13 protein-coding genes are annotated in these 18,373 nt (G+C 70.3%); 7 read left to right on the forward strand and 6 right to left on the reverse strand.

The window, feature by feature from the left end; translation table 11 throughout:
• Window positions 1–59: 59 nt before the first annotated feature.
• Window positions 60–1,493 (reverse strand): sigma 54-interacting transcriptional regulator, encoded by a 1,434-nt coding sequence (locus OWM54_RS19135; protein ID WP_194869094.1) that lies wholly within the window; start codon window positions 1,491–1,493, stop codon window positions 60–62.
• A gap of 79 nt (window positions 1,494–1,572) precedes the next feature.
• On the opposite strand from OWM54_RS19135, the gene OWM54_RS19140 reads away from it, so the two are divergent.
• Window positions 1,573–2,574 (forward strand): ATP-grasp domain-containing protein, encoded by a 1,002-nt coding sequence (locus OWM54_RS19140; protein ID WP_267698417.1) that lies wholly within the window; start codon window positions 1,573–1,575, stop codon window positions 2,572–2,574.
• A gap of 161 nt (window positions 2,575–2,735) precedes the next feature.
• Window positions 2,736–3,407 carry a DsbA family oxidoreductase gene (locus OWM54_RS19145; RefSeq protein ID WP_046710549.1) on the forward strand — a complete coding sequence of 224 codons (672 nt, stop codon included), beginning with the start codon at window positions 2,736–2,738 and terminating at the stop codon, window positions 3,405–3,407.
• A 66-nt stretch (window positions 3,408–3,473) separates the two neighbouring features.
• On the opposite strand, the gene OWM54_RS19150 is transcribed toward OWM54_RS19145, so the two are convergent.
• Entirely contained in the window at window positions 3,474–4,466 is a 993-nt protein-coding gene (locus tag OWM54_RS19150) for a hypothetical protein (protein WP_223782211.1), read from the reverse strand.
• Window positions 4,467–4,707: 241 nt separating this feature from the next.
• Between OWM54_RS19150 and OWM54_RS19155 the strand changes: the two genes are divergently transcribed.
• The 3 genes from OWM54_RS19155 (at window position 4,708) to OWM54_RS19165 (ending at window position 10,014) form a co-directional block, all read left to right on the forward strand.
• Window positions 4,708–5,958: a hypothetical protein gene (locus OWM54_RS19155; protein WP_267698418.1), complete on the forward strand. Its 1,251-nt coding sequence runs from the start codon at window positions 4,708–4,710 to the stop codon at window positions 5,956–5,958.
• Between the two features lie 709 nt (window positions 5,959–6,667).
• Window positions 6,668–7,423 carry a carboxypeptidase regulatory-like domain-containing protein gene (locus tag OWM54_RS19160; protein WP_223782209.1) on the forward strand — a complete coding sequence of 252 codons (756 nt, stop codon included), beginning with the start codon at window positions 6,668–6,670 and terminating at the stop codon, window positions 7,421–7,423.
• A 194-nt stretch (window positions 7,424–7,617) separates the two neighbouring features.
• Window positions 7,618–10,014, forward strand: a complete 2,397-nt coding sequence (locus OWM54_RS19165; protein ID WP_267698419.1) for a sensor histidine kinase — start codon at window positions 7,618–7,620, stop codon at window positions 10,012–10,014.
• Window positions 10,015–10,017: 3 nt separating this feature from the next.
• Here OWM54_RS19165 and OWM54_RS19170 read toward each other — a convergent pair whose 3' ends face one another.
• Together OWM54_RS19170 and OWM54_RS19175 are read right to left on the reverse strand one after the other, a co-directional pair.
• Window positions 10,018–11,100: a TolB family protein gene (locus tag OWM54_RS19170; RefSeq protein WP_267698420.1), complete on the reverse strand. Its 1,083-nt coding sequence runs from the start codon at window positions 11,098–11,100 to the stop codon at window positions 10,018–10,020.
• 25 nt (window positions 11,101–11,125) lie between these two features.
• Window positions 11,126–12,754: an N-acetylmuramoyl-L-alanine amidase gene (locus OWM54_RS19175; RefSeq protein WP_267698421.1), complete on the reverse strand. Its 1,629-nt coding sequence runs from the start codon at window positions 12,752–12,754 to the stop codon at window positions 11,126–11,128.
• Between the two features lie 441 nt (window positions 12,755–13,195).
• Between OWM54_RS19175 and OWM54_RS19180 the strand changes: the two genes are divergently transcribed.
• Together OWM54_RS19180 and OWM54_RS19185 are read left to right on the forward strand one after the other, a co-directional pair.
• Entirely contained in the window at window positions 13,196–13,933 is a 738-nt protein-coding gene (locus OWM54_RS19180; RefSeq protein WP_141324175.1) for a metallophosphoesterase, read from the forward strand.
• 63 nt (window positions 13,934–13,996) lie between these two features.
• A complete protein-coding gene (locus OWM54_RS19185) occupies window positions 13,997–14,578 on the forward strand; it encodes a TIGR02265 family protein (RefSeq protein WP_223782206.1) in 582 nt (193 codons plus the stop codon).
• On the opposite strand, the gene OWM54_RS19190 is transcribed toward OWM54_RS19185, so the two are convergent.
• Window positions 14,579–15,601: a hypothetical protein gene (locus tag OWM54_RS19190; protein ID WP_223751439.1), complete on the reverse strand. Its 1,023-nt coding sequence runs from the start codon at window positions 15,599–15,601 to the stop codon at window positions 14,579–14,581.
• Between the two features lie 599 nt (window positions 15,602–16,200).
• The gene (locus OWM54_RS19195) at window positions 16,201–18,147 is read right to left on the reverse strand and encodes a potassium transporter Kup (RefSeq protein ID WP_420715336.1); all 1,947 of its coding nucleotides are present in this window, start codon (window positions 18,145–18,147) and stop codon (window positions 16,201–16,203) included.
• Between the last annotated feature and the right edge of the window lie 226 nt (window positions 18,148–18,373).

Here is an 18,373-nt window from a genome sequence, read left to right on the forward strand (position 1 = left end):
GCGCGTCATGTCTCATGTCTGTCACATGCGCCGGGGGCGGGGTGGAAACACCCCCAGGGTCAGCGCGGCTTCATGCCCTTGGTGTCGAGCTGATACTTCTTCACCAGCCGCTCGATGGACTTCCGGTGCAGGCCGCTCTCGCGCGCGGCCCGGGAGAGGTTCCCCTCGCAGCGGGTGAGCACGCTGGTGACGTACTCGCGCTCGAAGTTCTCCAGCAGCTGCTCCTTGGCGTCCTTGAAGGAGAGGTGCTCGTTGAACGGCAGCGGGCCCTCCCGCGCCTGACCCCGCACGCGCGGAGGAAGGCTCGAGGGCTGTATTTCTTCACCCTCGCTGAACGTCAAGACATGCGACAGGACGTTCATGAGCTCGCGGACGTTGCCGGGCCAGGGGTAGGCCATGAGCAGGCCCATGGCCTCGGCGGAGAAGCGCTTCTTGCCGTGCTTCTGGACGACGTCGGGGGCGGCGAGGGCCCCCTTGAGGATGAGGGGGATGTCGTCGCGGCGCTGGCGCAGCGGGGGCAGCTGGATGGTGATGACGGAGAGGCGGAAGTACAGGTCCTCGCGGAAGTTGCCGGCCTGTATCTCCTTCATGAGGTCGCGGTTGGTGGCGGCGATGACGCGGCAGCTGACCTCGATGACGTCGTTGCCGCCCACGCGGCGCACCTCGTGGTTCTCCAGCACGCGCAACAGCTTGGGCTGAAGGTCCAGGCGCAATTCGCCCAGCTCGTCCAGGAAGATGGTGCCGCCGTGCGCACGCTCGAAGGCGCCGGGCCGTCCGCTCACCGCGCCGGTGAAGGCGCCCTTCTCGTGACCGAACAGCTCGCTCTCGATGAGGTTGGGCGGAATGGCGCCGCAGTCGAGCACCTCCATGGGGGACTTGTTGCGGCCCGACAGCTCGTGGATGGCGCGGGCGACGAGCTCCTTGCCGGTGCCCGTCTCGCCCTGGATGATGACGGACACGTCGAGCGGGGCGATCTTCTTGATGAGCCCGAATATCTGGCGCATCTTCATGCTCTGGCCGACCATGCCGCACAGCTCGCCGTCGCGGTCCGGCTCGACGGTGACCTCCTCGTCGAGCGGCGCGAAGGTGAGCACCGACGAGCCCGCGCGAATCTGCGAGCCCGGTGACAGGTAGGCGCGCTCAATCCTGCGCCCGTCCAGGAACGTGCCGTTGGTGGAGCCCAGGTCCACGAGCAGGTAGCCGCGCTCGGTGAACTGGATTTCGAAGTGGTGACGGCTGGCGGTGCGGTCCTCCACCAGAATCAGGTCGTTGCCCGGGTGCGCGCCGCAGCGCAGGCGCTCCTTGTCGCTCACCACGGAGCGGCCCGTGTCCGGCCCGGACGTCACGGCCAGCCGGCACTTGTGGAGCTTCACCGTGGTGCGCGGGTCCACCACGAGCGTCTCTCCCAACAACGGGGAGTGGGCGAGGTCTAACCCGGCGGCATCTCCGGGGCTGGTGTGGATGTCGTCGGGATGCGGATCTGTCGCGCTCATCTGTCACGGGAGGATAGCAAACGCGCCCCCCGCAGCCGCCTGTGTCCGCGGGTACGTGCTACGCTCGATTGCTCCGCCCATGTCTCCCCGAAAAATCCAGCAGAAGAAGGCCCCGGCCATGCCTGGGTCCAAGGCACCCGAGCATCCCGCGCCGCGTCGTGGCCGCGTGAAGAAGACGGTGGCCATCCTGTCCCGGAAGCGCTCGCTGTACTCCACCCGACGCCTGGTGGCGGCCATCCGGGAGCGGGGACACCGCCCGCTGGTGCTGGACACGCTGCGTTGCTGCCTGCTGCTCGCGCAGGGCACGCCGCGCATGACTTACCGCGGTGTGGAGATGCGCGGCGTGGACGTGGTGGTGCCGCGCATCGGCGCGTCCATCACCGCGTACGGGCTGGCGGTGGTGAACCACTTCGAGATGATGGGGGTGCCGGTGCTCAACCCGCAGACCTCCATCGCGCGCAGCCGGGACAAGCTGCGCGCGCTGCAGTTCCTGTCGCGTTCCGGACTGGACATCCCGCGCACGGTGATGGCGCACGACCGCAGCAACGTGAAGAAGCTGGTGGAGGAGGTGGGCGGGCTGCCCGTCATCATCAAGCTCATCAAGGGCACCCAGGGCGTGGGCGTGATGATTGCGCACACGCTGCCGGAGGTGCAGACCATCCTGGATACGTTCTGGGACCTGGGTCAGGAAATCGTGCTCCAGGAGTTCGTCGCGGAGAGCGAGGGCCGGGACGTGCGGGCGCTGGTGGTGGGCCAGCGCGTGGTGGGGGCGATGCGGCGGCGCGCGAAGAAGGGCGAGTTCCGCTCCAACATCCACCGCGGCGGAGAGGGGCAGGCAATCGAGCTTCCGGCGGCATACACGGAGGCGGCGGTGCGGGCCGCGGGCATCATCGGCCTGGAGGTGGCGGGCGTGGACATGCTGGAGGGCCACGCGGGTCCCCGGCTGATGGAGATCAACTCCAGCCCCGGTTTCGAGGGGTTGGAGAGGGCGACGGGGCGCGACATCGCGGGAGAAATCGTCGAGCACGCGCTGGCTTACGCGGCGGCGAAGGCCAGCGCTCCGCGGATGACCGGCGAGTAGTGGACGACGTGTTCGAGACTGCTCGCATGCCCTGAAGCAGGCGAGCAGCCGGGGCCGCAGGCACCTTGCATGCTCCACAGGAACACAGGAATGCCTTCAGGGGCCGGTTGTCATGGGGAGTTGGCAGCGGCGCGGCGTGGCCTCTAATCTGGCGGCCCCCCATGAAAACGCTGCACAAGCCGCTGCAGGTTACCGTCTACCAGGACGTGCTCTGTGCCTGGTGCTATCTCGCCGACCTGCGCCTGGACGTACTGCGCCAGGAGTTCGGCGACGCCGTCCGCTGGAGCGTGAGGCCCTACCCTCTGCGCGTTCACGACGTGCTTCCCACGGAGCGCGAGAAGCGCGGGCTCGTGGAAGAAGTGCAGCGTGCGCAGCGCGAGTCGGACCTCACCGCGCCACTGCTCTCCACGGACCTGTGGCTGGGCGGAGATCCGCCGCGCAGCAGCGTGCCGGCGCTGGCGGCGCTGGAGGCCGCGCGGCTGCAGGGTCCGAATGCGCGGATGTTCCTCGCGCGGGCGATGCAGCGCGCGGCGCTGGAGCAGGGCGTCAACGTGTCGCGGCCGGACGTGGTGTTCGAGCTGGCGTCGCGCGTGGGCCTGGCGATGAACGAGTTCTCCGCCGCCTTCCGCTCCGAGGAGACGCGCCGGCTCATCCTGGATGAGCACCGCGACGCGGCCGGGCGCGGCGTGCGCGGCGTGCCCACGCTGGTCATCGGTGGGCGCTGGATGTTGTGCGGCCTGCGCGAGCTGTCCGAGTACCGCGAGCACATCCTGGCCTGCATGGGCCGGGTGGCCGTGCCGCGCTCGGGTTCTTCAGAGCGGCTGGTGCACTGAAGCACCGAAGCCGTCACCGGGGCCCGCCCTGCCGCGCGGGCCCCGTGGGCTGCAGGTCCTCCGGCTTCAGCCGAAGCGCTCCTGGCGTCCGCCGCGGCTGATGGCCAGGTAGAGGCCCGCGAGCAGCAGCTGGAAGAGGCCCATGGCGGGCAGCGCGGGCAGGCAGCACAGGATGAAGCCCAACGCCACGATGAAGCCGCCCAGCGCCAGGACGCCGAGGATGGAGAGCCGGAAGCCCTTGGCGTGGGTGTAGGCCAGGCGCAGGGTCTCCAGCGCGGTGGGGTTCTCCTGGTCCGCCAGCGCGGGCTGCACGAGGACCAGCGGGAGCATCAGCCACATGCCCGGGCCCAGGTAGAGCACCGCGGACACGAGCACCATCAAGCCGATGAGACCGGGCGACACGCCCCGCATCGCGCCGTCGAACTCGGAGAGGGAGTTCAGCTCGGCCAGGGAGATTCCCGCGCCGGCGACGAAGATGGCCACCAGGATGCCCAGGCCGACGAACACGAGCGGCAGCACCAGCGCGAACGTCAGCAGCATCGTGAGCAGGTAGGTGCCCAGCTTGGAGAACTGGGAGAACACGCGCGCCAGGTCCGCGCGCTGGCCCTGGAGCACGTCCATGGCCATGCGCAGGAAGCCCAGCGTCACCGCGCCCTGAATCACCCACGTGAGCGCGATGCCCACCAGCGTCGTCATCACCATGGCGACCACGCTGTCGGTGGCGGCGCCGATGAACGAGAACATCTGGGACAGGAGGTTTCCGCCGATGGACGCGGCGAAGACGAGCAGCGCGCCGACGCTGAGCATCACCCACTCGCGCTTGAACGCGTCCAGGCACACGTCGAACAGGCGGCTGAAGGACCAGTTGTCCCGGTCCAACGGGAAGTCCCGGCCCAGGCCCTCGCGGGCGCGACAGGGGGGACAGTGCGACTGCGTGCCGCGCTCGCTGCACGTGTCACACATGAAGTTGCCGCAGCGCGTACAGGTCCGCTGCGCGAGGTCATCCGGGTGCAGCGGGCACGTCGCGCCCCTCGCCCTTCCGTCATCCGAATACGACATGATTGCCCTGCTCCTCGCGCGACGGGTCCGGAACACCCCGGCTGCCTCGACTCGCGCCGTCCTTGCGTGAAGGACCTACACCAGCCAGCCCTGTGTTCACCAGGGCACAGGGGCGCTTAAGCAGGTGGCGGGCGGGCGGGAAGCGTGGGGGCGTGAATTTTCTCGGGGCCTGCGCGTCTGGAATTCCGTGGTCGCGAAGGGGGACTGGCTGCAGAGGCCCTTCGCGCGGGAGACTCGTCACATGCGCCGATTGCTCGCACTCGCCATCCCCCTGGCCCTGATGATGGGAACGGGTTGCTACGCCCACTATCACGGCCCCGCCGCTCGCCGCGCCGTGGTGGTCGAGTACAGCTACTCGGGCTACCACCCCATTCCGGATGACGACGGCGGTGGCTGGTGCCCGTATGACCACGTGCACTCGCACGGCTACCAGCCGTCGACGACGTATTACACGTACACCGACGACGTGTACTACTACCGGGGTCCGGCGGTGGTCTGGTACTGGGACTTCCACCTGGATCCGCTGGGCGTCGCGTGCCACCACCACGGGCGGCACTCGCACGACTACTACCCCTCCTCGGGTCGGGCGTACCGCTGGGAGCGCAACCGCGGCTACGTGTACGACCGGACCCACGCGGCCTCCGCGGTCTACAGCTACACGCGGCCCGGCTCGCGGCCGACGACGACGCGCAACTACACGCCTCGCGACAATGACCGTCCGCCTCCGGGTGGCACGGGCTGGGGCACGCAGCCTCCTCGCGGCGGCTCGCGCTACAACGACAACGGTGGTGGCTGGGGCAGCAGCGGGGGCAACAACAACGGCGGTGGCTACGGGCGGGACAACAACGGTGGCTCGCGTCCGGGACGCGGCCACGGTCGGGACCGCGACGATGACGACCGCGGCAACAACGGCGGCGGCTGGGGCAACAGCGGCGGCGGCTACGGCAACAACGGCGGCGGCACGCCTCCGAGCGGTGGTGGCAACTCCGGCGGTGGTTATGGGAACAACGGTGGCGGCACGCCTCCGAGCGGCGGTGGTAGCTCCGGCGGTGGGTACGGGAACAGCGGTGGCGGCACGCCTCCGAGCGGCGGCGGCAACTCCGGCGGTGGTTACGGCCGCGGAAACCGCGACAACGACCGGGACGATGACCGCGATAACGACCGTGGCAATGACCGCGGGAACAGCGGCGGACGTGGGAGCAGCGGCGGCGGCTGGAACACTGGTGGCGGACGCGGCAGCAGCGGCTCGAGCAGCGGCAGCAGCGGCTCGAGCAGCGGCAGCAGCGGTGGTGGCTGGAGCAACGGTGGCGGGCGCGGCAGCAGCGGCAGCAGCAGCGGCGGGAGCAGTGGCGGCGGCTGGAGCAACGGTGGCGGGCGTGGCAGCAGCGGCTCGAGCAGCGGTGGCGGTCGGAGCTCTGGCGGTGGTTCCTCGGCGCCGAGTGGCCGCTCCGGTTCCTCCGGCTCCAAGAGCAGCGGCGGCGGCTGGCGCTGATTCATCGGGCACAAGCACCTCGGAGTCGATGGACCTGGCGGCGGGTGTTGACTCACCAGCCGCGAGCACCTCGGAGTCGATGGACCTGGCGGCGGGTGTTGACTCACCAGCCGCGAGCACCTCGGAGTCGATGGGCCTGGCGGCGGGTGCTGACTCACCGGCCGCGAGCACCTCGGAGTCGAGGGACCTGGCGGCGGGTGCTGACTCACCAGCCGCGAGCGTCTCGGAGTCGATGGGCCTGGCGGCGGGTGCTGACTCACCGGCCGCGAGCACCTCGGAGTCGAGGGACCTGGCGACGGGACACACCGGCCGCGAGCGTCTCGGAGTCGAGGGACCTGGCGGCGGGTGCTGACTCACCAGGCGCACCTCGGAGGTTGTTGGATTCGCTTCCGAGGCGGGGCTGGCCCTGAAACACATGGCGCGAGCGCGCCTCGGAGTTGATGGATTCAAGACACCGGGTCACGTCCCACGTCCCTCTCGGACGGGTGGGCGGCCCGGTGTCTGCTTTCCAGGGTGGGGGCGAGTCGTCGAACAGGGGACGGAGAGCCCGGCGGTGGATTGCCGTGCGAAGAGGGCATGGAAATGTTGGCGAGCGATGAAGCGCCCTTTTCTTCTGACTTCTTGTGTACTGCTCGGGCTCGCGTCGTCCGCTTGTGGCTCCGGGGGCCCTGCCCCCGACCCTGGCTTCCAGACCGAGGATGCCGAGTCGGTGGACCTGGACAACCTCCGCATCCGCGTCAGCGGACGCGCGCGCGTGCTCCCCGAGGCCGAGCGATGGCTCGCCGCCCAGGGACAACCCACGCCCACGTTGGACGGAGTCCCCATCGCCATCCAGGAGCCGCTCCGGGTGGCGGTGAATGACGACAACCCCACGTTCGGCACCGGCACCGTGGAAGCCGATGGCGCCTTCGCCGTGGAGGACGTCCCCGTCCGCGAGGTCCACCAGGGGCTGGCGACGAGCCTGGAAGGCGCGGGCCTGGTGCGCACGCTCACGCCCGTCTACGACAGCGTCTTCACCGGAGCACGCCCCCGCACGGACGTCATCGAGGCGAGCGTGTGGGCCCTGCCCGAACAGTTCCATGACGCGCTGAGCACGACCTTCGGTGAGCCCCTCCTTCGCGGGCTGACGAGTGACCGCGCCCGCACGTTGCGCGACGCGGGCTTCGTGCTGGGACGCGTCGTCGATGCGAGCGGACAGCCTCGCGCGGGCGTGCGCGTGGTGCCGGACCGGAGCGAGCTGGCCGAGCGCATCTTCTACCCGTCCGCGGACTTCAACGGCGTCGACCAGGTCGGCACGTCCTCGGATGGATTGTTCATCTACGTCCACACCGGCCTGGACGCGGAGACGTTCCGACTCGGCGTCGAGGGTGACGACACGTACGTGGCTCGCAACGCCTCCGTCGCGCCCGGGTGGGGCTTCGTGCTCACCGTCTACCCCGGCATCTACGCGCCCGCCGCGCCCTGACTGGGCGCACGAGCCCCGCGCGCGGCGGCCTGGGCAGCCGAGCGTCCACCCTGCCCCGCCGTGCGACGCGGGGCTCGGACGCGATGTGCATCCATCTCCCGGACAGGTGCGTGAGGAGCGAGTCGGAGGACCGACGCGGGTGACGACATCGTCCGCGCGCGACCGCCACCTCCGCGCGGCCCAGGGGGGCGCCGATGCAGCCGAATGGCGGGGGCCAGACCCGCAACCAGAGCGTGGCCCGCGCACTCGCCTGGGTCGCGGCGCTGGTCGTCCTCCTGCTGGGACTGGCCACCCTCACCGGCTGGCTGCTCTCGGCGCGCCCCCTCTTTCCCGAGGGCGATAGCAGACCCGTCACCGCGCCTCGCACCAGCCTGGCCCTCGTGCTCGGCGGCCTGGCCCTGGCCCTGAGGTCGACTCCCCGCCCCTCCCTCGCGCGCCGGAGACTGTCCGCCCTCTGCGCCGCCGGCATGTGGCTCATCGGCTGCGTCAGCGCCGCGCAGGACGTCATGCCTCCCATGGGCCCCCTGGACGTGCTCTTCACCCAGGCGTCCGGCGTGCTCGACCTGCGCATCCGCCCCTCGCCGCTCACCGCCCTGTGCCTGCTCCTGCTCGGCACCGCGATGCTCCTCCCCGAGCGCAAGGGGCCTCGACTGTCGTGGAACGACGCGCTCGTGATGGCGGCCGTGCTGGTGGCGCTCCTGGGCTTCAATGGCCTGCTGCTCGGCCCGCTCGTCGGCGCGGCGGGAGAGACCTTCCCGGCCCAGCGCAGCATGGGCCTCTACACCGCCATCGCCGTGCTGCTGCTGGGCGTGGGCGTGCCCTGCTCGCGGCCCGAGCGAGGGCTGGCGGAGCGCCTCACCCGGGACTCGCTGGGCGGCTTCCTCGCGCGGCGGATGGTGCCCCTCGCCCTGCTGGGCCCCACCGTGCTGGGCGCGAGCCTGGCCCTGCTCCATCTGGCGGGACTGCTCGGACGCGAGGCGAAGCTGCCTCTCTTCGCCACGCTCCTCAGCGCGGGCGGCGCGGTGCTCGTGCTGCTGGTGGCGCGCGCGCTGGAGCTGCTCGAAGCAGGACAACGCCGCGCCACCGCCGCGCTCGCCGCCTCCGAGGCCCGCTACCGCGGCCTGCTGGAGACCACCCCCGAGCCCCTGCTCATGGTCGACGCGAGCGGACGGATGCGCTTCGTCAACGCGGAGGCGGAGCGCGTGTTCGGCCACCCCCGAGAAGCCCTGCTCGGACACGGAGTCGAGGTGCTCGTCCCCGAGGGACTCTTCGGCGGCCAGCGTCTGGACGGAGACTCCACCGCGCGCGCCCTGCGCGGACGACGCGCGGACGGCACCCCGGTTGCGCTGGAAGCCCGGTTGCGGAACGTCCATGGCCCCGAGGGCCCCAGCCTGCTCGTCGTCCTGCGCGACGTCACCGAGCGCGAGCAGGCCACCGCCCGGCTCCAGGCGGCGCACGAAGAGGCCGAGGTGCAACGCGGGCTCGTGCAGGCCGTGATCAACCACGCCCCCGTGGGCGTGCTCTTCACGGACCCGAGGCGGGACTCGCTGCTGCTGGCCAATCCCTTCGCGCAGGCGATGCTCGGCCCGATGCCGGAGCACCCCAGGCGTGGCGCCTATCTGGACCGGCTGAGACATCTCGACGGACGTCCGTTGACGATGGCGGACCTGCCTTCCACCCGAGCGGTGCGGACCGGCGAGGTCGTGGGCCCCGAGGAGCTGCTCATCACGCGGCCCGATGGCGGGACGACGCCCGTGCTCATCACCGCCGCGCCGGTGTTCGGCCCCCAGGGAGAGCCGCGCGGCGTGGTCGTCACCGGCCAGGACCTGACGACCCGCCACGAATTGGAGCGCCTGCGCGAGGAGTACGTGAGCCTCATCTCGCATGACCTGCGCAATCCCCTGCAGGGCATCACCCTGCGCGCCAGCCTGCTCACCCACGCGCTGAAGGAGCGCGGCATGGCGCGCGAGGAGGCCCTCACCGAGGCCATCCTCCGCAACGTCGAGTGGATGAAGTCCATGATTGAAGAGCTGCTCGAGGGCTCGCGCCTGGAGTCCCGCCGCGTGGAGCTGCGCCGCGAGCCGACGGACGTGGTGCGCTTCCTGGAAGGCGTGCTCGAACGCGACGTCCCGCCGGACCTGCGCGAGCGCTTCCTGCTGGAGGTCGCCCCACCCGTGCCCCTCGCGTGGGTGGACACCGCGCGACTGGAGCGGGTGCTCACCAACCTGCTGGGCAACGCGGCCAAGTACAGCCCCGCCGGGCGCCCCATCCACGTGCGCGTGTCCGCCTCGACGGAGGACCACGTCGTGGTGGCGGTGCGCGACGAGGGCCCGGGCCTGGCGCGCGAGGACGCGGAGCACGTCTTCGACAAGTACTTCCGCACCCGTCAGGGCAGCGCGTCCGACACGCAGGGCCTGGGGCTGGGCCTCTACATCAGCCGGCTCATCATCGAGGCCCACGGCGGACGCATCTGGGTGGAGAGCGAGCCGGGTCAGGGCTCCACCTTCTGTTTCAGCCTGCCCGCCACGCCCCAGGGCCCCGAGCCCCACCCTCCCGAGGAAGAGATGGGACCCAAGGGCCTGGAGGAGTGAGCCCTACCGTCGCGCCACCCAGCGCGGCAGCCAGTCCGGCGCCTGGGCGGTGGTGAGGCGCGTCTGGCCGCTGCCATCAGCGCGCATCAGGTACACGTCCGTGTTCCCCTCGCGCTCCGACACGAAGGCCAGGTACTTCCCATCCGGGCTCCACGCCGGCATGTCGTCGCGCCGCTGGCCGTCCGTCAGCGCCACCGGCACGCCGCCCGCCACGGGCACGCGCCACATGCGGCTTCTGCCATCCGACGCCCGGCTCACGTACACCAGCGTCTGGCCGTCCGGGCTGAACGCCGGCTCGCGCTCGTCACCGGAGAAGTGCTCGCCCGACACCGCGCGCAGCTCCGAGCCATCCGGCCGCACCAGGTACAGCCGCTCCCGGTTCTCCCGGTCGCTGATGAAGACGAGCCACTTCCCGTCCGGACTCCAACCCGGGGAGCGGTCCTCGCGATGGAACGCGGTGAGGCGCCGCTCGGCCGTCCCGTCCGCCTTCGTCACGTAGATTTCCGGGTCGCCCTCGCGGCTGCACACGAAGGCCACCTCCTGACCGTCCGGGGAGATGGCGGGCTCGAAGCAGCCTTCCTTCACCTGCGTCAGCCGCACCTCTTGCACACCCTCGCGCGGCTCCAGTCGCACCAGGTCGCTGAAGCCCTGCGCGTCCGACTCGGCCACCAGCCACGTGCCGTCCGGCGCCCAGCTCGCGTTGCGCGAGCGCGCCCGGGGCGCATGCAGCGGCAGCGCGTCTCCACCGGCGAGCGGCTGGACGCGCAGCTGCTGGAACTGCATCCCGCCCTGCTCCCGCACCGCCACCACGAGCAGGGACTTCCCATCCGGCGCCACGGGACCTGGGTACTCGTCCTCGGGGCCCTTGGTGATTTGCGTCTCCGTCCCGTCAGGGCTCACCTGCCACACGTCCTTCTGACCCGCCCGCTCCGACAGGAAGACCACCGCGCCGGGGATGGCGCGCGCCTCCTCCTTCGACAGCGGCCCGGCGCCCGACGTCCCGCCACACCGGCCGGAACATCCGACGCCGAGCACGGCGAGCGCGGTGAGACTCCACCGCGCCCACCACGGCCAGGAACGCGGCATCCGTTCGAGGCCTCGCACCCTCACGTCACCGCACCCGGATGGCGTCCGCCATGACGACGTAGCCCTCGGTGGCCCAGCGGCTCAGCTGCACCGTGTTCCAGCCCGCGTTGAACGAGTACGTGCCCAGCGTGTTCCACGCGCTGCCGCCGGTCTGCTGGTTCTTCGTCACCGTCGCATTGCCGCCCGCGTGGTTGATGATGAAGGGCGCCGCGGGGGAGCGGTTGGTGCCCGCCACCCACCACGCGTCGATGGTCTTCGTGCCGGCCGAGGCCAGGTAGAAGTTGAACACCACCGGCTCCGAGATGGGCTGCGTGGAGGCGTAGTAGTAGCCGCTGCCGTAGTAGCCCGCGCTGGTGCCGGCCGCCCACGAGGCAGGCACGTCCGCGCGCGCCTTGCTCGTGTCGTTGTTGGCGTTGTGGCTGTCCACGACGATGGTGCCCGTGGGCGTGCCGCCGTCACCGCAGTAGCTCTTGATCTTGCTGATGTAGCTGCTCCACGGCCAGTTCGGACCCGGGTCCGTGCGGGACGCGGGCTGGAGCCGGCCGTGCGCGACGATGTGGTAGCTGTCGCGGACGATGCCCTGCCCCTTGGTGATGTCGCAGGACAGCTTCGCGGACGCGTCGATCTGCCCGGCCGGGAAGGACGACTGGCTGGCGAAGCCGCCGTGCTCGATGCCCACCGAGAAGTGGTTCACCGACGTGCCCTGGAGGCCGCAGTCCACCTTGCCGTTGAGGTTGCAGTCGTAGGACGCGCCCACGTGCCACGCGCGGTTGGACTCACGCACCAGCTGCGAAATCTCGCTGCCGCTCTCGTTGACCACGTAGTGCGCGGACACGCCCGCCGCGGAGTTCGTCAGCCAGCCCCAGCACCCGGAGTAGCCGCCCTCACAGGTGTGGATGATGATCATCGACACGTTGGTGCCGGACGGACGCGCGTTGTAGTTGGGCGACGCGCGCCAGATGGAGGCCGCGTAGTCCGGGCCCGCCGCCAGCGCCTGCATCCTCGGCAGCGCGAACTTCGCCTCCACCGCCGCGCCCTCGAGCGACACGGCCACCTTGCCCTCGGGCGTGAAGGCGCCCGCGCCGTCGCGCAGCGTGGCGTAGACCTCGTTGTGGACGTAGTACGCCTGCACGTCCGGGTCGGAGATGTCCGTCAGCGCCACCGCCACCGGAGCCCACGCGCCCAAATCCTTCCGGTCGATGCCGGCCTCGGCCGCGTGCCTGGACAACAGCGCCGCGCCCGCGCGCAGGTTGGCCAGCGGCTCACCGCGCACCTGGTCCTCCGTCACACCGGCCAGCGCCGCGCCCTGGGTGATCTTCTCACCGCGCAGGGCCAACAGACCGAACGCCGCGGGACGGCCCTCGAACTCCTCCTCGCCCTTCACGTGCTCCCAGCGCGTCTCCGTGTAGGAGATGGCCTTGAGCAGGCTCACCGGGACGTCGAACTCCTTCGCCGCCTGGGCGAACAGCGCGTCCAGCTCGCTGGGGGTGCGGCGCGCCTGGTCCGCGATGGCGCGGGCCGCGTCGTCCGCCGCGCCCGAGGGCACCTCCGTGGAAGGCGGGGCCTCCGGCGGCGGCGCCTCCTGCTGCGGACCACACGCAGACAGGGCCAGGGCCGCGGCGGTGGCCGCGAACGTCTTACTCAACACGTGCATGGGAGCTCCTTGAGAGGGGATCAGCAGCTCTGCGCTCCGCACCCGTCCTCGGGAGCGGCGGTGCGGCGTGCCCTGAGCACCATGCGTGCCAACCCCGACTTCCCCGCTTTTAGCCTCCCAACCCTCGAGAACTGGAGCGTCGATGCTCCAGCCCCTACCTCCTCCCACTCGGGCACCGGAGCCCAAGTCAACATTTCAAGCCCATGAATTCACGAGGTCGCCCACAGAGGGCTACCCACCCGGCGCGTCCGGAATGGCCGCCGGTGTCGCAGTGGCGTGTTTCGGGACAGGGGTCATGTAAACACGTTTTACTCATTTTCTGATGTCCCTCGTCTTTTCCCACGGGGCCGGATGGGGCCTCGTCCGGCCAGGTGGGAGGCGGCCTCGGTGGCGGGCCGGGTTCCAGGCGCGGGAGGTCGAATCATCCGCTATGAGGGGGCCATGCGGCTTTTCGGTATCGGCGACACGCACCTGCCCTCCACGCGGAACAAGGACATGGAGCGCTTCGGGTGGATGGAGCACCCGCGGCCCCTGCAGCGCGCGTGGGACGAGAAGGTGCGGCCGGAGGACATCGTCATCGTCGCGGGGGACATCTCCTGGGCGACGCGGCCTCACGAGGTGATGGACGACCTGAAGTGGCTGGACGAGCGGCCGGGGCGCAAGCTCCTGGTGCGCGGCAACCACGACTACTGGTGGGGCGACTCGGCGTCGAAGCTGCGCAAGCTGCTCGAGCCGTTCAAGACGCTGGAGGCGTTCCTCCACAACAGCGCGGCGGTGATGGGGCCGTGGGTGATTGCCGGCACGCGGCTGTGGACGGCGCCCGAGGCCCCGCCGATGCCGGGCGGAGAGATGGGCGACGAGCCCATCGACCAGGGCTACGTGGAGCGCGAGACGCGCAGGCTCGCGACGTCCATCGAGGACGCGAAGAAGAAGGAGGCGGCCAGTCCCACGCCGCTGGTGCGCGTGGCCGCCGTGCACTTCCCGCCGCTGTACGCCAACGAGAAGGCCACCGCGTTCAGCGACCCCATCGAGGCGTTCAAGCCGAAGGTGTGCGTGTACGGCCACCTGCACTCGACGGGCATCCCCGCGGGCTTCACCGGCGAGCGGGCCGGCGTGCGCTACGTGCTGGCGTCATGTGATGCGGCGGGCTTCTCGCCCGTGCTGCTCGACGAGGCGTGAGGATAAGCTCCACCGCTCATCGTCCATACACCCAGGGCCGGTCACCGAGGCAGGAGTGGAGAGATGCCGTCCAACAAGTCGGAGCTCGCCGCGCGACTGGCGGCCACGCAGCCCGGCGACGCGGTGCGAGGGCTGTTCTTCAAGGCGGTGTTCAGCCTGGTCCAACAGCGTGCCGGACTGGCCGCGATGGAGCAGGTGCGCGTGGGGGCGCTGGCCAAGGACTACTCGGACCTGCGCACCTACCCCGTGCAGGAGTTCCTGAACCTGCTGTACCTGGCGGCGGACGCGCTCGAGGAGCCGCTGGGCTCCGAGGAGGCCGTGTACCACGCGTGTGGTGAGTCCAACGTCACGCGCTACTCCACGGGGCCGGGGATGCTCATCTTCGGCATCATCTCCCGAGGAGACCCGCAGAAGCTCTTCTCCGGGGCGCAGATGGGCTACAGCGCGGCCGTCACGTACGGCACCCGCGAGTACGTCACCACGGGGCCCAAGTCCGGCACCCTGCGCGTGCGTCGGGACATGCTGCCCCCCGCGTACCACGAGGGCATCCTCACCGGCGCATTGAAGGTGTTGGGATTGAAGGGCACGGCGAAGGCCCATCCGCAGGGCATCGACCGCGTCGACTACGACATCACCTGGGAGTGACTACTCCACGCGCTCGTAGGTGACGTCCAGCTCCGCCACCACGCGCTCACCCACCGAGGCCTGGCAGGAGAAGACGTGGTTGGCGCCATCGCGCGAGCGGCGGTGCGCACCGAACACCACCGTCTGGCCCGCGTACGCCAGGCTGTCCGCCTTCAGGCGCACGTCCTTGGCCAGCACCCGCGCCCACGGCGCGCCCTCGAGCTTGCGCAGGAGCGTCGTCGCCACGCGGGTCATGCCGCTCGCCACAATCGCCACGGGCATCACCGGGTGCAGGGCGAAGTGGCCCTTGCACATCTCCGGGGTGACGGGGCCCAGGGACGCGGTGAGGCTCTCATCGTCCGGGCGCCAGTCGCGCAGGGCCAGCGCCTTGCCGTACGGGTTGGAGCGCAGGCGGGCCCACTCCTCGGGGGTGCGCTGGATGCCGTCGTCGCGGCGCGGCTCGCGGCGCATGTCCTGGCGCGCCTCGCCGAACAGGCGGGTGAAGGCGGCGGCGGACAGCACGTTGTAGTCCACCTCCAGGCGGAACACCGGGGTGCCGTCCGGCGCGGACAGCAGCGTGCGCGCGGTGGCGGTGCGCTTGCCAGTGAGGCTGGCCTGCGCCAGGCCCCAGAGCAGGTCCGTGGAGCGCGCCATCGGCTCGCGGCGCAGCCACTCGCCGCGCGCGCCGCACGCCAGGTAGAAGTGCTGCCCGTCCTTGGGCGCCACCAGCGCGGACGCGCACGAGCCCAGGATGGCCAGGTGACGGCCCGCCTCCGCGATGCCGATGAGCCCCGCCTCCGCGTCCGGGTCCTGCTGCACCGGGATGCGCGCCACCACCTCGCCCTTGCCCATCACCGTCACGTCCTTCAGCGCGAAGTACGGATCACGCACGCAGATGCGCGGGTACAGCTCCTGCGCGCTCAGCACCGTGTGCGGGGCCAGGTTCGACCAGTCGCGCTGCGGGACGTCGTTCCACGGCGTCGCGGAGGGGGCGCCGGAGGAGAGAGCGGAGGAGAGGAGCGAGGCGGGGGCGACGTCGAGCATGGGGGATGACCTCAGTTCGGACACGGGGTTCTGCGCGACACCTGAAAGCACTGTAAACGAGCTGCCTTCCGTCAGTACAGGATTATTTCTGCCTGATGAAAATATTCTCGCCACAGCGTGCCGAATGTTGCTGGTGAGCGGTAATTTTCTACCGTGGAAGGAAGAAATCACCGTTTCACTGCACCAGGAGTGCGCCGAAGAGCCCCCCACACCCACACCCAACGCGTAGCGTCAACGCGCTGACTGGGGTGAGCAGCACCCCATTATCGGAGCGAGCCGGCCCGTGTTTCCGGAGAGTTACACCGTCACTGGGTGCCCAGACGCAGCGCGTCTTTTCTGACCCCCAAGCGGAAGTGATGCCAACGGCGGAGGATTACAGCCCTGGCGGTGATTCCGGGAACGTAAACGCGGATTCCAGGGACGCCGCCACGCGGGTTTCACGTGGCCGGACGCAACCGGACAGGAGACTCCCGCATCGGGGCGGAATTTCGGGGGGATTTCATCGGGGGTTTTCCACCGGGCGGGAGGGACCACACCGGGGCGCGCGGGTGGAGGGCGCGCCCCGGGGCCAGCCTCGGGCCGGGGTTACCGCATGACGGCTACAGCTCGACCTGGCTTCCCAGCTCCACCACGCGGTTGGGCGGAATCCGGAAGTAGGCGGTGGCGCTGCGGGCGTTGCGGCTCATCCAGGAGAAGAGCGCCTCGCGCCACATGGCCATGCCGGGCTTCTTGGAGGGAATCAGCGTCTCGCGGCCCAGGAAGAAGCTGGTGCCCATGAGCTGGAACTGGAGCCCCTTCTCCCGGCAGCGCTTGAGCACGTCGGGGATGCTGGGGTTCTCGGTGAAGCCGTAGGTGGCCACCACGCGGACGAAGCCCTGCTCCAGGGGCTCCACCTCCACGCGCTCCTCGGCGGGGACGTGGGGCACGTCCTGGGTCTGCATCGTCAGGAGCACCACCTGCTCGTGCAGCACCTTGTTGTGCTTGAGGTTGTGCAGCAGCGCGGGGGGCGTGCCCTCGGCGTTGCCCGTCATGAAGATGGCGGTGCCCGGCACGCGCACGGGCGGGTGGTCGCCGAAGCTGCCGAGCAGCTCCTTCAGGGGGATGCTCGCGGCGCGCAGCTTGGCGGCGAGGATGTCGCGGCCGCGCTTCCACGTGGTCATCAGGGTGAAGATGACGACGGCCAGCAGCAGCGGGAACCAGCCGCCGTCCGCCACCTTCATCGCGTTGGCGCTGAAGAAGGCCAGCTCCACCGTGAGGAACACGCCCGCCACGGGCAGGGCCAGCGCGCGGCTGACGCCCCAGCGCTCGCGGGCGACGACGTAGGCCATGACGGAGGTGATGAGCATCGTCGTGGACACGGCGATGCCGTACGCGGACGCCAGCGCGCTCGAGGAGCGGAACGTCAGCACCAGCGTGAAGACGCCCACCATCAGCGCCCAGTTGATGCCCGGCAGATAAATCTGGCCCATCTCCTCGGCGGAGGTGTGCACCACCTCCATGCGCGGGCTGTAGCCCAGTTGCATCGCCTGGCGCGTCAGCGAGAAGGCGCCGGAGATGAGCGCCTGGGAGGCGATGACACCCGCCACCGCCGACAGGAGCACCAGCGGATAGAGCATCCACGAGGGGGCCAGCAGGTAGAACGGATTGCGCGCCGCGCTCGCGTCGCGCAAGAGCAGCGCGCCCTGGCCCAGGTAGTTGAGCATCAGGGCCGGCAGCACCGCGCCGAACCACGCCCAGCGGATGGGCTTCCAGCCGAAGTGGCCCATGTCCGCGTAGAGCGCCTCGCAGCCCGTCACGACGAGGAACACGCCGCCCATGACCAGGAAGCCGTGCCAGCCGTTGTGGACTAAGAGCATCACCCCGTGCACGGGGGACAGCGCGCCCAGCACCGCGGGGTTGTGCACCAGCTCCTTCACGCCCAGCGCCGCGAGCGTGAAGAACCACACGCACATCACCGGGCCGAACACCGCGCCGATGCCCGCCGTGCCGTGGCGCTGGACCATGAAGACGACGAAGAGGATGGCCAGGGTGATGGGCACGACGAAGGGCTCGAACACGGGGGTGGCCACGCTCAGGCCCTCCACCGCGCTGAGCACCGTGATGGCCGGGGTGATGAGGCCGTCGCCGTAGAGGAGCGCCGCGCCGAAGATGCCCAGGGTGATGAGCACCGGGCGGTTCAGGTGGGTCTGTCCCTTCTGCCGCTGCATCACCAGCGCCATCAGCGCCAGGATGCCGCCCTCGCCCCGGTTGTCCGCCCGCATCACGAAGATGAGGTACTTCACCGAGACGATGATGAGCAGGGACCAGAAGATGAGCGACAGCACCCCGAGGACGTTCTCCGGCGTGGGGTGGATGCCGTGCGGGCCGGTGAAGCACTCGCGCAGCGCGTAGAGCGGGCTCGTCCCGATGTCGCCATAGACGATGCCCAGGGCCCCGAGGGCCAGGAGCGCCGTGCGCTTGAAGGTATCGGGGCCTTCCCGAATCTCCTCGCCGCCCGGTACTCCGGTGGTGGTGGCTTTCACGCGCCCCCCTTTAGCCGAACCCACATGAGTAGCAACCCACCCGGAGACGGGCCCCGTGGATTCCAACGTCCAGGTGCGCCCATGTGCGAGCAGGTAGCCCCAGGCCGGCTCCTTCCGTCGGTTCGCGACGGAGCAGGCGTCCGGAACGAACAGTCAGAGGGGGGCGTATGTTGATTGGCCATGAAGGAAGGCCGGGGGGCCACGGGGGACATGCCCCTGCCTGCTTTCACGTGCTCCCATGCCACCTCGC

Origin of the sequence: Myxococcus sp. MISCRS1 (assembly GCF_026626605.1) — a bacterium.
GTDB classification, from domain to species: Bacteria; Myxococcota; Myxococcia; order Myxococcales; family Myxococcaceae; genus Myxococcus; species Myxococcus fulvus.